The sequence below is a fragment of the Paraburkholderia sp. BR13444 genome (genome assembly GCF_040948755.1).
Taxonomy (GTDB): Bacteria; Pseudomonadota; Gammaproteobacteria; order Burkholderiales; family Burkholderiaceae; genus Paraburkholderia; species Paraburkholderia youngii.
In genome coordinates this window covers 335,790-348,844 of sequence record NZ_JBFPKM010000008.1, presented here as the reverse complement: position 1 = coordinate 348,844, position 13,055 = coordinate 335,790, and the positions used below count along the sequence as shown (strand labels likewise).

Genomic DNA, 13,055 nt, shown 5'->3' with positions numbered 1-13,055 from the left:
CGCCGCTCAAGGCGTGCCGCGATCGTGCTGCCACAGCACGTCGGTGCCGCCGTCCGCGCGATTGAGCACGCGCGCCAGCACGAAGAGCAGATCGGACAGCCGGTTCACGTACTGACGCGGCGCCGCGTTCAGCGTCTCGTGTTCGCCAAGCGCGACGATCGAGCGCTCCGCTCGGCGGCAAACGGTACGGCACACATGCGCGAGCGCAGCCGCGCGCGAACCGCCCGGCAGAATGAATTCCTTCAGTGGCGGCAGCGTGGCGTTGTAGTCGGCGAGCCAGCCGTCGAGCTGAGCGAGATGCCGCTCGGTGATCATCGTATGACCCGGAATGCACAGTTCGCCACCCAGATCGAACAGATCGTGCTGAATCGCGACCAGCGCCGCGCGTACATTTTCGGGCAGGTTCTCGCACAACAGCACGCCGAGGTTCGAATTGAGTTCGTCGACGTCACCGATCGCGGCGATTCGCGCGCTGTCCTTGCGCACACGGCGGCCGTCGCCGAGACCAGTAGTGCCGTCGTCGCCGGTGCGAGTGGCGATTTTGCTGAGGCGATTGCCCATAATGTCTCCCCTGTATTCAGTGACGATGCGGCCATCACGTTTGTCCATATTGCGCGCATCGCGAAATCGCCGCCATTATATGAGCGGAAGCCGGCCCAGCGCCTCCTGGCGGGCGAACGGCGTAAAATGAAACAGCTGCTGCAAACAGGCTGTTACCTAAAGAAACTTTCATCGGACCGGAGTAAGCGTTGAAGCGCCAACTCCGCTCGACAGGAGACATGCGTGAACCATCCCGTACCGCCGGCGCCGCTACGCCGGCCGTTTCCCGCCGAATTGCTGAACCAGCTCAAAGCCGCCTTCGGCGATCGGGTCTCCGTTGCCGAAGCCGTGCGTGCGCACCACGGCCGCGACGAATCGCCGTTCGATCCACAACTGCCTGACGCCGTCGTCTTCGCGCGTACAACCGAAGACGTGCAAACCGCCGTCAAGCTATGCGGCCAGTTCGACGTGCCGATCATTCCGTACGGCAATGGCTCGTCGCTCGAAGGACATCTGCTTGCCGTGCAAGGCGGCGTGTCGATCGATCTGTCGGAGATGAACCGGGTGTTGTCGATCAACGCCGAAGACCTGACCGTCACCGTCGAGCCCGGCATCTCGCGCAAGCAGCTGAACGAAGCGCTGCGCGACACCGGCCTGTTCTTCCCGATCGACCCGGGCGCGGACGCGAGCATCGGCGGCATGTCGGCGACCCGCGCGTCCGGTACCAACGCCGTGCGCTACGGCACGATGCGCGAGAACGTGCTCGGCCTGACGGTCGTGCTCGCCGACGGCCGCGTGATCAAGACCGGCTCGCGCGCGCGCAAATCGTCGGCGGGGTACGACCTCACGCGACTGTTCGTCGGCTCGGAAGGCACGCTCGGCGTGATCACCGAAATCACGCTGCGCCTCTATCCGCAGCCGGAGGCGGTGTCGGCCGCGGTGTGCACGTTCCCGTCGATGGGCGATGCGGTGCGCGCGGTCATCGAGACGATCCAGATCGGCGTGCCGATCGCGCGTGTCGAGTTCGTCGATTCGCTGGCGATCCGCTCGATCAATCGCCACTCGAATCTGTCGCTGCGCGAAGCGCCCACCTTGTTCTTCGAATTTCACGGCACCGAGGCCGGCGTCAAGGAACAGGCCGAACTCGTGCAGGAAATCGCCGCGCAAAATGCCGGCGAAGGCTTCGAATGGGCGACGCGCCCCGAAGACCGCAGCCGCCTGTGGAACGCGCGTCACAACGCCTATTTCGCGATGCTGCAACTGAAGCCCGGCTCGCGCGCGGTGACTACCGACGTCTGCGTACCGATCTCGCGTCTGGCGGAGTGTGTGGTCGAAACGGAGCAGGATCTGTTGGCGTCGCCGCTGCCCTGCCCGATCGTCGGCCATGTCGGCGACGGCAATTTCCACGTCGCAATCCTGATCGATCCGGACAAGCCCGAAGAGCTCGAAGAAGCCGAACGCCTGAACCATCGCATCGTGCAGCGCGCGCTGCGCATGGACGGCACCTGCACCGGCGAGCATGGCGTCGGTCTGCACAAAATGGGTTTTCTGCTCGAGGAGCACGGCGACGTCGCGGTCGACACGATGCGCTCCATCAAGCACGCGCTCGACCCGCGCAATCTGATGAACCCGGGCAAGATTTTCGCCTGGGCGGCGGCCTGATCTACATTGCAAAGGCCGGCCGCGACAAGCCGCCGGCCCGAACACGCAAGTGACGCGAAGCAGGCCGCTCGAAACAGCCGGCTCGAACCTGGAAGCCGGACCGGCGCAAGCCACGAGGAGACTACTCACATGAACGCACCCGCTGAACTGTCGGCCGAAGTCCTCGCGCAGCGTCAGCGCGAAGTCGTGCAGGCGCTGATGGCCGTGTTGCCGACCCACTGTCTGCTGTATCGCGAGGAAGATACCGTCGCGTACGACTGCGACGGCCTCGCCGCGTACCGGCGTCTGCCGCTCGCGGTCGCGTTGCCGGAAACCGAATCGCAGGTGCAGCGCATCGTGCAGATCTGCCATCGTCTCGATGTGCCCATCGTGCCGCGCGGCGCGGGCACCGGGCTGTCCGGTGGCGCAATGCCGATTCGGCACGGCGTCGTGGTGTCGCTCGCGCGCTTTCGCAAGATCGTCGAGGTCGACCCGTATGCGCGCATCGCGACCGTGCAGCCGGGCGTGCGCAACCTCGCGATCTCCGAAGCCGCGGCACCGTATGGCCTCTACTACGCGCCGGATCCGTCGTCGCAGATTGCCTGCACGATTGGCGGCAATGTGTCCGAGAATTCGGGCGGCGTGCATTGCCTGAAGTACGGCCTCACCGTGCACAACGTGCTGCGCGTGCGCGCGGTGACGATGGACGGCGAGATCGTCGAATTCGGCTCGCTCGCGCCTGACGCGCCGGGGCTCGATCTGCTCGCGGTGCTGATCGGCAGCGAGGGCATGTTCGCAATCGTCACCGAGGTCACCGTCAAGCTGATCCCGAAGCCGCAAACGGCGCAGGTCATCATGGCCAGCTTCGACGATGTGGTGAAAGGCGGCGACGCCGTTGCCGGCATCATTGCGGCGGGCATCATCCCGGCCGGCCTCGAGATGATGGACAAGCCCGCCACGCGCGCGGTCGAGGAGTTCGTCAACGCGGGCTACGACCTCGACGCGGCGGCGATCCTGCTGTGCGAATCGGACGGCACGCCCGAGGAAGTCGCGGCCGAGATCGTGCGCATGACCGCGGTGCTGCGCGAGCACGGCGCGACCCGTATCCAGATTTCGCGCACGGAGGCCGAGCGCCTGCGCTTCTGGTCCGGGCGCAAGAACGCGTTTCCGGCCGCCGGCCGCATCTCGCCGGACTACTACTGCATGGACGGCACCGTGCCGCGCCGAAGTATCGGGCCGCTGCTCGCGCGCATCGAGGAGATGGAGAAAACCTACCAGCTGCGCTGCATCAACGTGTTCCATGCCGGCGACGGCAATATGCATCCGCTGATCCTGTTCAACGGCAACGACCAGGACGAGTGGCATCGCGCCGAGTTGTTCGGTTCCGACATCCTCGAAGCTTGCGTCGAGCTGGGCGGCACGGTGACGGGCGAGCATGGCGTCGGCATCGAGAAGATCAATTCGATGTGCGTGCAGTTCTCGCCCGAGGAGCGCGACACGTTCCACGCGGTCAAGCGAGCATTCGACGCGCCCGGTCTGTTGAATCCCGACAAGGGCATTCCGACGCGGGCGCGCTGTGCCGAATACGGCAAGATGCACGTGCGCGGCGGACTGCTGCCACATCCCGAGCTGCCGCGCTTCTAGCGGCTGGCGTCTGCATCGCGCAGCCACCGTGTGCCGCGCCCGCGCCGATGCGGGCGCGGCCTGCACGGCGATTTGCGCCGCCCCTTCAGACCGATGCCGCGCCCCGTCATGCGGGTGCGCTCCGGCTTGCCAGCGAGCCGCCGCCCGGTACAATCAAACGAAACACAACGAGCAGGACACCATGGAAGAGGATGACATCGTCGCCGTATGGTCCGAACGCGTGCGCTCGGCCAGCGCCGAGGGACGCGCGGTGCGCATCCGTGGCGGCGGCACCAAGGACTGGTATGGCCAGACGCTGGAAGGCGAGATCCTCGACACGCGCGCTTATCGCGGCATCATAGAGTACGATCCGGCCGAGCTCGTGATCACCGCGCGCGCGGGAACACCGCTGCTGGAAATCGAAGCCGCGCTCGCCGAGCACGACCAGATGCTGGCGTTCGAGCCGCCGCACTTCGGTCCGCAGGCCACCTTCGGCGGCTGCATCGCCGCGGGCATTTCCGGGCCGCGCCGGCCGGCGGTCGGCGCCGCGCGCGACTTCGTGCTCGGCGCCGTCGTGATGAACGGCCGGGGCCAGGTGCTGCACTTCGGCGGCCAGGTCGTCAAGAACGTCGCGGGTTACGACGTGTCGCGGCTGCTCGCGGGCTCGCTCGGCACGCTCGGGCTGATCCTCGAGCTGTCAGTCAAAGTGCTGCCGCGCCCGCAGGCCGAAGCCACGCTGAAATTCGACATGAATGGCACCGACGCGGTACGCAAGCTCAACGAATGGGGCGGCCGGCCGCTGCCCATCACCGCGAGCGCATGGCGCAACGGCACGCTCGCGGTGCGCCTGGGCGGCGCGGAGGCCGCGGTCAAGGCCGCGCGCACCGGGCTCGGCGGCGAAGTCGTCGATGCGGTCGAAGCCGAGCGCTTCTGGGGCGGCCTGCGCGAACAGACCGACTCGTTCTTTGCAAGCATTCCGCCGAAGGCCGCGCTGTGGCGTCTCGCGTTGCCGTCGATCACCGAGCCGCTGCAACTGCCCGGCGCGCAACTGATGGAATGGGGCGGCGGCCAGCGTTGGTGGATCACCGACACCGACGCGCAAACCGTGCGCATCAGCGCGAAGCAGGCCGGCGGCCACGCAACCATTTTCCGCAGCGGCCACGGCTACGACCGCAGCGCCGGCGTATTCACACCGCTGCCCGCGCCGTTGATGAAAATCCATCGCGGCCTCAAACATGCATTCGATCCGGCCCGCATCTTCAACCGCGGCCGTCTCTACCCCGACTTCTGAGCGACGCGATGCAAACCAACCTCGCGGACTTCATTCGCAATACCCCCGATGGCAACGAAGCGGACGCCATCCTGCGCAAATGCGTGCATTGCGGTTTCTGCACGGCCACCTGCCCGACCTATCAACTGCTCGGCGACGAGCTCGACGGCCCGCGCGGGCGCATCTATCTGATCAAGCAGATGGTCGAAGGCGCACCGGTCACGCGCAGCACCCAGGTACACCTGGACCGCTGCCTGACCTGTCGCAACTGCGAAACGACCTGCCCGTCCGGCGTGCAATACGGGCGGCTCGTCGAAATCGGCCGCAAGCTCACCGAAGAGAAGGTCACACGTCCGCTCAATCAGCGGCTGATGCGGCGGCTGCTCGCGAGCGTGCTGCCGAACAGCGCGATCTTCACGCCCGCGATGCGGCTGGGCCAGCATGTGCGCGGCCTGCTGCCGAAGAAGCTGCGCGACAAGGTCCCTGCGCGTCAACGCCCGCTCGAATGGCCGAGCGCGACACACGAACGCAAGGTGCTGATGCTCGCGGGCTGCGTGCAACCGTCGATGATGCCGAACGTCAACATCGCGACCGCGCGCGTGTTCGACGCGCTCGGTATCGAAACGCTGATCGCGCCCGAAGCCGGCTGCTGCGGCGCGATCCGCCTGCACCTCGGCTACAACGAAGAAGCACTCGACGACGTGCGCGCGAACATCGACGCATGGTGGCCCTACGTCGAACAGGGCGTTGAAGCGATCGTAATGAACGCGTCGGGCTGCGGTGCGACGGTCAAGGAATACGCGCACCTGCTGCGCCTCGATCCCGAGTATGCGGAGAAGGCGCGCCGCATCGTCGAGTTGACGCGCGACGTCTCCGAAATCCTGCCCGAGTTCGAAGAACGGCTCGTCGCGATCACGCGCCGCCGCTCGGTGCACACGGTCGCGTTTCATCCGCCCTGCACGCTGCAGCATGGCCAGCAGATCCGCGGCAAAGTCGAGCAACTGCTCAGCGCGCTCGGCCTCGAAGTGCGCCTCCCCACCGACAGCCATCTGTGCTGCGGCTCGGCCGGCACTTACTCGCTGCTGCAGCCGCGCCTGTCGTACGCGCTGCGCGACCAGAAGCTCGAGCGTTTGCAGGCGCAGGAGCCGCAGGTGATCGTGTCGGCGAACGTCGGTTGCATCGCGCATCTGCAAAGCGGCACGTCGACGCCGGTCGCGCACTGGATCGAATTGGTCGAGCACATGCTGTCCGTATAATCGGGGCATCGTCTTCGCTGAACACCGGTTCGTTCCATGTCCGATCTGCATCACCGTTTCGCCGACCACTTCGCTCAGAGTCTCGCCGACGTGCACGAGCGCATCGCCCGCGCCGCGCAAGCGGCCGGCCGCGATGCGCAGTCCGTGATGCTGCTCGCGGTCTCCAAGACGTTTCCCGCCGATGCCGTGCGCGCCGCTCATGCGGCCGGTCAGCACGCATTCGGCGAGAACTACGTGCAGGAAGCGCTCGACAAGATCCAGACGCTCGCCGATCTGCGCGCATCGCTCGAATGGCATTTCATCGGGCCGCTGCAATCGAACAAGACGCGCCCCGTTGCCGAGCATTTCGACTGGGTGCATTCGGTCGATCGGCTGAAGATCGCACAGCGGCTGTCGGAGCAGCGCCCCGACAACCTGCCGCCGCTCAACGTCTGCCTGCAGATCAACGTCAGCGGCGAGGCGTCGAAGAGCGGCGTTGCGCCCGACGAGGCGGCCGCCATCGCGCACCAGATCGCCGCACTGCCAAAGCTGAAGCTGCGCGGACTGATGTCGATTCCGGAACCGGGCGGCGATCTTGAAGAACAGCGGGCGCCGCATCGCAAATTGCGCGAGCTGTTCGAGCGCTTGTGCAACGACGGGCTCGAGCTCGATACGTTGTCGATGGGCATGTCGGCCGATCTCGAAGCAGCCGTGCTCGAAGGCGCAACGATCGTGCGCGTCGGCACCGCGATCTTCGGCGCGCGCGATTACTCGCACTGAGCTTTTCCACGGGCCTTGCGCGAACCTGGCTGCGCGATGCCCTCACCGCATCTCATCTGAAGCTATCCGGACCATCATGAAAATTGCGTTTATCGGCGGCGGCAACATGGCCGCGGCGTTGATCGGCGGCCTCATCAAGCGGGGCGCCGCGCCCGCGGACCTATATGCGATCGATCCGAACGAAGACGCGCGCAAGCGCAACGAGGAGCAATTCGGCATCCGCACCGGCGCGGCCGCCGACGGCACGCTCGCCGACTACGACGCGGTCGTGCTCGCCGTGAAGCCGCAGATCCTGAAGAGCGTCGCCGAGACGCTGGCGGCGCATCTGCGCGCGTCGCAACTGATCGTCAGCATCGTCGCGGGCATCCGCATCGGCGACATGTCGCGCTGGCTGAATGGCCACAGCCGCATCGTGCGCGTGATGCCGAATACGCCGGCGCTGATCGGCATGGGCGTGACGGGTCTCGTCGCGAGCGGCAGCGTCGACGAAGCGGGCCGCGCGCTCGCGTCGCAGGTGCTCGGCGCGGTCGGCGAGACCGTCTGGTTCGACGACGAAGCGAAGATCGACGCGGTCACTGCGATCTCGGGCAGTGGACCGGCCTACGTGTTCTATTTCATCGAAGCGCTGCAGGAAGCCGCGCGCCAGCTAGGTATGGACGAAGCGCAGGGCCGCGCGCTCGCGGTCGCGACGTTCACGGGCGCCGCGCAACTCGCGGCCAATTCCGACGAACCGCCGAGCGTGCTGCGCGAGCGCGTGACCTCGAAGGGCGGCACGACCGCGGCAGCGCTCGCCTCGTTCGACGCGAGCGGCATCAAGGACGCGATCGTGCGGGGCGCACTGGCCGCCGATGCACGGGCGCGCGAGATGGGCGACGAGTTCGGCAAGCAGTAACGCGAACCGGCGTCGAAAAGAATCAGCGGAAACTAACACGCCGTGGCACGCCTGCCTTTTCTAATTTTCTAATTAAGGGCACGCGCGCTACGGCGTGTAGAAACACCAGCGTTCTGAAGCCAGAAAAGCGCGGACGCGAATTAAAACGAGGTCACCGCGTAATGCGCGGCAATCCCCGCGAACAACGCGCCGCCGAGCCAGTTGTTGTGACGGAACGCGGCAAAGCACGGCATGCGCTCGCGATTGCGGATCAGCGTGTAGTGATAGATCGCGCAACCTACCGCGACCGCCCAGCCGAGCCAGTACAGCAGACCAAACCCGAGCGTCAGGCCGATGCCGACGTAAATCCCCAGCGTCACCGCGTAACACAGCATGACCGCGGCCACGTCGAAGCGACCGAAAGTCAGCGCCGACGTGCGGATGCCGATCTTGATGTCGTCGTCGCGATCCACCATCGCGTATTCGGTGTCGTACGCAACGGCCCAGAAGATGTTCGCGACCAGCATCACCCATGCGAGCAGCGGCACGTGATCCAGCACCGCGGCGAACGCCATCGGAATGCCGAAGCCGAACGCGATGCCCAGATACGCCTGCGGAATCGCGAAGAAGCGCTTCATGAACGGATACGTGCCGGCGACGAACAGCGCGACCACCGACAACTCCTTGGTCAACGCATTGAGCGGCTGGATCAGCAGAAAAGCGATCAGCGACAGCACGGTGGCCAGCACGACCGCCTCCCACGCATTGATCTTGCCGGACGTGATCGGCCGGTTCTCGGTGCGCTTCACGTGGCGGTCGAAATCGCGGTCCGCGTAGTCGTTGATCGCGCAGCCGGCTGAGCGCATCAGCACCGTGCCAAGCGTGAAGATCACCAGCAATTGCCACGACGGATGACCGCCGGAAGCGATCCACAGTGCGTTGAGCGTCGGCCACAGCAGCAGCAGGCTGCCGATCGGCTTGTCCATGCGCACGAGGCGCAGATACAGGGGAAGTCGGGCGAACATGGGACGAATTCGGTGAAGTGCGAACACGGTGCGCCTATTTTACGGGAAGCGCACGGCGGCTCTGAATTCATCTGGCCGCGTATCGAAGTGCCTCGCGCTCGCGCCCCTGCATCACGCGGCGGCGGCGCAAAAAACAAAGCCTCCCGTGCAGGGAGGCTTGTGCGTTTCTGGCACGGCGCGGGTGTTGCCCGCACCTGCATTCGAACGTGACTCGGCCGGCTTAGCCGCGTCGAATCACGCGAGCAGCGAGCGCAGCATCCACGCGGTCTTTTCGTGCGTCTGCATGCGTTGCGTGAGCAGGTCGGCGGTCGGCTCGTCGTTGGCGGCTTCCGTCGCCGGGAAGATCGCGCGCGCGGTGCGCACCACCGCTTCCTGGCCTTCGACCAGTTGGCGGATCATGTCTTCCGCGGCCGGCACACCGTCCGCTTCGGGGATCGACGACAGCTTCGCGAAATCCTTGTAGGTGCCCGGCGCATGCACGCCCAATGCGCGGATGCGTTCGGCGATCGAGTCGACCGCGAGCGCCAGTTCGTTGTACTGCGTTTCGAACATCAGGTGCAGCGTGTTGAACATCGGACCCGTGACGTTCCAGTGGAAGTTGTGGGTCTTCAGGTACAGCGTGTAGGTGTCGGCGAGCAAACGCGACAACCCTTCGGCGATCTTCTTGCGATCCTTGTCGCTGATCCCGATGTTGACGTGCTGTACGGCTGCTGCGGCTTCTTTCTTGGCCATGATGACTCCTTCGAAGAGTGATACGAACCGGTCGGCAGATGAGGCTCTGCGGAAACACGAATAAAACTGTTCGACAGTGTAGCGTGAAATGCCGCAAGCTTCGCTCAAGACGTGCTCCGGAGGCCTTGCTGCGCCGCCATCCCGGCGCTACTGCGCTTAGCCGCCCAGCGCGTGCTGCAACGCCTGCGCGGCGATTACCGCCAAGCCGCTCGCGACGATCGTAATGCCCATCGCCTTGCGCAGCATCAACACCTGCCGTTGCACCTGCATGCTCGGCATGGCGGTCGAACCGCCGATGCTTGCCATCATCATCTGAATCATGATCGTACTCCCGGTTCGTCTCGTGACGGCCGCAGCAACGCGCTGCGCCGTCGATTACTGTGCTACTGCCCTGCCGTGCGCCGCGTACTGGACGCCTAGCGGTTTCTGCCTTCCTGCAACGCGGCGAGCGCCGCGATCACACCTTCCGCGTAAGCCGGATCGGCGCGGCGGAAATGCTCGATCTGACGCGCGACGATGTCCTGCGGCACACCGTCGATATGTCGCGCGATATTGCCGAACAGACGCTGACGCTGCGCGTCGTCGAACAGCGCGAACAGCATGCGCGGCTGCGTGTAGTAGTCGTCGTCCTCGCGATGTTCGTAATGCGCGACCGCGCCCGCTGCGAGCGGTGGCTCCGATGCGTTCGCGTCCTGCGCGAAGTCGCTGAAGCGATTCGGTTCGTAATTCACGTTGCCGCCGAGATTGCCGTCGGTGCGCATCGCGCCGTCGCGATGGAACGAATGCGGGTTCGGCACGCGCGGCGCATTCACCGGAATCTGGTGATGATTGATGCCGAGCCGGTAACGCTGCGTATCGCCGTACGAGAACAGACGCCCCTGCAACAGACGGTCCGGCGAAAAGCCGATGCCCGGTATCACGTTGGCCGGCGTGAACGCCGCCTGCTCGACGTCCGCGAAATAGTTCGCCGCGTTGCGGTTCAGCTCGATCGTGCCGACGTCGATCAACGGATAGTCCTTCTGCGACCACACCTTCGTGATGTCGAACGGGTTGAAGCGGTAGTTCGCCGCATCCGCTTCGGGCATCACCTGAATCGCGAAGCGCCACTTCGGGAAGTTGCCCGCGTCGATGCTGTTCACCAGATCGCGCTGCGCGCTTTCGCGGTCATTGGCGACCACTTGCGCGGCTTCGGCGTCGGTGAAGTTCTCGATGCCCTGCTGCGACTTGAAGTGGAACTTGACCCAGAAACGCTCGTCGTTCGCGTTGATGAACGAGTACGTGTGCGAGCCGAAGCCGTGCATCTGCCGGTAGTTCTTCGGAATCCCTCGATCGCTCATCAGAATCGTCACCTGATGCAGCGACTCCGGATGACGCGACCAGAAATCCCACGCCGCGACGTTGTTACGCAGGTTCGTGTACGGATCACGCTTCTGCGTATGAATGAAGTCCGGAAACTTCAGCGGATCGCGGATGAAGAACACCGGTGTGTTGTTGCCGACCACGTCCCAGTTGCCTTCTTCGGTGTAGAACTTGATCGAGAAGCCGCGCACGTCGCGCTCGGCATCGGCCGCGCCACGCTCGCCGGCCACCGTCGAAAAACGCATGAAAAGCGGTGTTTCCTTGCCGACCTGCGAGAACACCTTCGCCTTCGTGTAGCGCGAGATGTCGTGCGTGACCGTCAGCGTGCCGAACGCACCCGAACCCTTCGCGTGAACGCGACGCTCGGGAATCACTTCGCGATCGAAGTGCGCGAGCTTCTCGAGCAGCCAGACATCCTGCAGCACCACCGGGCCGCGCGGGCCGGCGGTCATCGAGTTCTGGTTATCGGCGACGGGCGCGCCGGCGGCATTGGTGAGCTTAAGTTCGGACATGAGCACTCCTGCGTGGTTTTATTGGATCAGAGGAAATCGCGCGGCATCCGTGCGGCACGGACGCCGTCATGGGTTGGCGCGTCAGGCGGCCAACACCCGGTCGGCCAGCAACGACATCGCGACCGCGCGGATACTCGGCGCGGCGGCCGTCATGGTCGGTTGGGCGGGAAAAGCGTGGATGGGCTGTGAAACTGCTTGCATGATGTTTTCCTCCTGGCTTGTCTGACGCCCCGAATGGGGAGTCTGAGGCTGAGCCTTGTCGAATCAGGGGATCGGGCGATCCATGGAGGAAACTATAGCAATAGCTATCGAATATTCGTATTTGATTAAGTTAATCTATTCGATAGGGCTCGCGCCCTTTTTGGCGGCAGGCCGCGCCGGGATCCGGCGCGGCTGCGGGATGACCGCGCGTTAGTTGACGGCAGCGGGCAGATCGAGTTTTTTGACGCCCGGCAGCTCGCAGGCGGCGATTGCCTCGCAGATCGCATCGATCGCTGGCATGCGCGTGAAGCTCTTGCGCCACGCCAGCACGACGCGGCGATCGGGCACCGGCTCGTCGAACGCGACGTAGCTGAGCAGGCCCGCGTCGATACCGCCCGCATGCGGCTTGACCTCGTGCACCGACATGCGCGGCAGCACGGTAATGCCGACGCCGCTCGCGACCATATGACGAATCGTTTCGAGCGACGAGCCCTCGAAGGTCTTCTGGATTCCGTCCGCATTCTGCGAAAAGCGCATCAGCTCGGGGCATACGCCGAGCACATGATCGCGGAAGCAGTGGCCGCTGCCGAGCAGCAGCATGGTTTCCTGCTTCAGATCGTCAGGGTCGATCTTCGAGCGGCCTTCCCACGCGTGACCGGACGGCAGCGCGACGACGAACGGCTCGTCGTACAGCGGACGCAGCATCAAACCGGTTTCGGGAAATGGCAGCGCCATGATCGCGACGTCGATTTCGCCCTGCTTGAGCAGTTCGATCAGCTTCAGCGTGTAATTTTCCTGCAGCATCAGCGGCATCTGCGGCACGCGCTGGATCATCTGCTTGACGAGGGTGGGCAGCAGGTACGGCCCGATCGTGTAGATCACGCCGAGGCGCAGCGGACCGACCAGCGGGTCCTTGCCCTGCTTGGCGATTTCCTTGATCGCGAGCGTCTGCTCGAGCACGCGTTGCGCCTGCGTGACGATCTGTTCGCCGATCGGCGTGACGCTGACCTCGCTGGTGCCGCGCTCGAAAATCTGCACGTTCAGCTCGTCTTCGAGCTTCTTGATGGCGACGGACAGCGTGGGCTGGCTGACGAAACACGCTTCGGCGGCCCGGCCGAAGTGCCGCTCGCGGGCCACCGCCACGATGTATTTCAATTCGGTGAGCGTCATTCGGGGATCAATCAGTGCGATAGATTCGATAGGTTCTAGTTATACACCTATAGGGTCGGTTCGCCAACCTTTTAGCCGTTCCGTTCGTGGCGAAGG

General features: G+C 64.9%; 12 protein-coding genes. 6 read left to right on the top strand and 6 right to left on the bottom strand.

Annotated features, from left to right (window positions below; genetic code table 11):
• Nucleotides 1-6: 6 nt before the first annotated feature.
• Entirely contained in the window at nucleotides 7-561 is a 555-nt protein-coding gene (locus tag AB3X95_RS23835; RefSeq protein WP_368622690.1) for a cob(I)yrinic acid a,c-diamide adenosyltransferase, read from the bottom strand.
• Nucleotides 562-783: 222 nt separating this feature from the next.
• Between AB3X95_RS23835 and AB3X95_RS23830 the strand changes: the two genes are divergently transcribed.
• The 6 genes from AB3X95_RS23830 (at nucleotide 784) to proC (ending at nucleotide 7,981) form a co-directional block, all read left to right on the top strand.
• Complete coding sequence (locus AB3X95_RS23830; RefSeq protein WP_368622689.1) at nucleotides 784-2,202, top strand: FAD-linked oxidase C-terminal domain-containing protein; 1,419 nt, start codon at nucleotides 784-786, stop codon at nucleotides 2,200-2,202.
• A 129-nt stretch (nucleotides 2,203-2,331) separates the two neighbouring features.
• A complete protein-coding gene (locus AB3X95_RS23825; RefSeq protein ID WP_176122481.1) occupies nucleotides 2,332-3,825 on the top strand; it encodes an FAD-linked oxidase C-terminal domain-containing protein in 1,494 nt (497 codons plus the stop codon).
• 181 nt (nucleotides 3,826-4,006) lie between these two features.
• Entirely contained in the window at nucleotides 4,007-5,095 is a 1,089-nt protein-coding gene (glcE, locus tag AB3X95_RS23820; RefSeq protein ID WP_368622688.1) for a glycolate oxidase subunit GlcE, read from the top strand.
• A gap of 8 nt (nucleotides 5,096-5,103) precedes the next feature.
• Nucleotides 5,104-6,330 (top strand): glycolate oxidase subunit GlcF, encoded by a 1,227-nt coding sequence (gene glcF, locus AB3X95_RS23815; protein WP_176109512.1) that lies wholly within the window; start codon nucleotides 5,104-5,106, stop codon nucleotides 6,328-6,330.
• Between the two features lie 36 nt (nucleotides 6,331-6,366).
• Nucleotides 6,367-7,089, top strand: coding sequence for a YggS family pyridoxal phosphate-dependent enzyme (locus AB3X95_RS23810; protein ID WP_368622687.1), 723 nt, complete (start codon nucleotides 6,367-6,369; stop codon nucleotides 7,087-7,089).
• Nucleotides 7,090-7,165: 76 nt separating this feature from the next.
• Entirely contained in the window at nucleotides 7,166-7,981 is an 816-nt protein-coding gene (proC, locus tag AB3X95_RS23805; RefSeq protein ID WP_176122478.1) for a pyrroline-5-carboxylate reductase, read from the top strand.
• Nucleotides 7,982-8,121: 140 nt separating this feature from the next.
• Here proC and ubiA read toward each other — a convergent pair whose 3' ends face one another.
• The 5 genes from ubiA to AB3X95_RS23780 all read right to left on the bottom strand — a co-directional run bounded on the left by ubiA (nucleotide 8,122) and on the right by AB3X95_RS23780 (nucleotide 12,959).
• A complete protein-coding gene (gene ubiA / locus AB3X95_RS23800) occupies nucleotides 8,122-8,985 on the bottom strand; it encodes a 4-hydroxybenzoate octaprenyltransferase (RefSeq protein ID WP_176109515.1) in 864 nt (287 codons plus the stop codon).
• Nucleotides 8,986-9,219: 234 nt separating this feature from the next.
• Nucleotides 9,220-9,717 (bottom strand): Dps family protein, encoded by a 498-nt coding sequence (locus AB3X95_RS23795; RefSeq protein ID WP_018431894.1) that lies wholly within the window; start codon nucleotides 9,715-9,717, stop codon nucleotides 9,220-9,222.
• Between the two features lie 156 nt (nucleotides 9,718-9,873).
• Nucleotides 9,874-10,038 (bottom strand): hypothetical protein, encoded by a 165-nt coding sequence (locus AB3X95_RS23790; protein WP_176122477.1) that lies wholly within the window; start codon nucleotides 10,036-10,038, stop codon nucleotides 9,874-9,876.
• Between the two features lie 95 nt (nucleotides 10,039-10,133).
• Entirely contained in the window at nucleotides 10,134-11,588 is a 1,455-nt protein-coding gene (locus AB3X95_RS23785; protein WP_368622686.1) for a catalase, read from the bottom strand.
• Between the two features lie 411 nt (nucleotides 11,589-11,999).
• The gene (locus AB3X95_RS23780) at nucleotides 12,000-12,959 is read right to left on the bottom strand and encodes a LysR substrate-binding domain-containing protein (protein WP_013088477.1); all 960 of its coding nucleotides are present in this window, start codon (nucleotides 12,957-12,959) and stop codon (nucleotides 12,000-12,002) included.
• Nucleotides 12,960-13,055 lie beyond the last annotated feature (96 nt).

What these genes read in the sequence shown, in the direction of transcription:
- AB3X95_RS23835 (WP_368622690.1), bottom strand. Translation starts at nt 561, where the DNA reads ATGGGCAATCGCCTCAGCAAAATCGCCACTCGCACCGGCGACGACGGC.
- AB3X95_RS23825 (WP_176122481.1), top strand. Translation starts at nt 2,332, where the DNA reads ATGAACGCACCCGCTGAACTGTCGGCCGAAGTCCTCGCGCAGCGTCAG.
- glcE (WP_368622688.1), top strand. Translation starts at nt 4,007, where the DNA reads ATGGAAGAGGATGACATCGTCGCCGTATGGTCCGAACGCGTGCGCTCG.
- glcF (WP_176109512.1), top strand. Translation starts at nt 5,104, where the DNA reads ATGCAAACCAACCTCGCGGACTTCATTCGCAATACCCCCGATGGCAAC.
- AB3X95_RS23810 (WP_368622687.1), top strand. Translation starts at nt 6,367, where the DNA reads ATGTCCGATCTGCATCACCGTTTCGCCGACCACTTCGCTCAGAGTCTC.
- proC (WP_176122478.1), top strand. Translation starts at nt 7,166, where the DNA reads ATGAAAATTGCGTTTATCGGCGGCGGCAACATGGCCGCGGCGTTGATC.
- ubiA (WP_176109515.1), bottom strand. Translation starts at nt 8,985, where the DNA reads ATGTTCGCCCGACTTCCCCTGTATCTGCGCCTCGTGCGCATGGACAAG.
- AB3X95_RS23795 (WP_018431894.1), bottom strand. Translation starts at nt 9,717, where the DNA reads ATGGCCAAGAAAGAAGCCGCAGCAGCCGTACAGCACGTCAACATCGGG.
- AB3X95_RS23790 (WP_176122477.1), bottom strand. Translation starts at nt 10,038, where the DNA reads ATGATTCAGATGATGATGGCAAGCATCGGCGGTTCGACCGCCATGCCG.
- AB3X95_RS23785 (WP_368622686.1), bottom strand. Translation starts at nt 11,588, where the DNA reads ATGTCCGAACTTAAGCTCACCAATGCCGCCGGCGCGCCCGTCGCCGAT.
- AB3X95_RS23780 (WP_013088477.1), bottom strand. Translation starts at nt 12,959, where the DNA reads ATGACGCTCACCGAATTGAAATACATCGTGGCGGTGGCCCGCGAGCGG.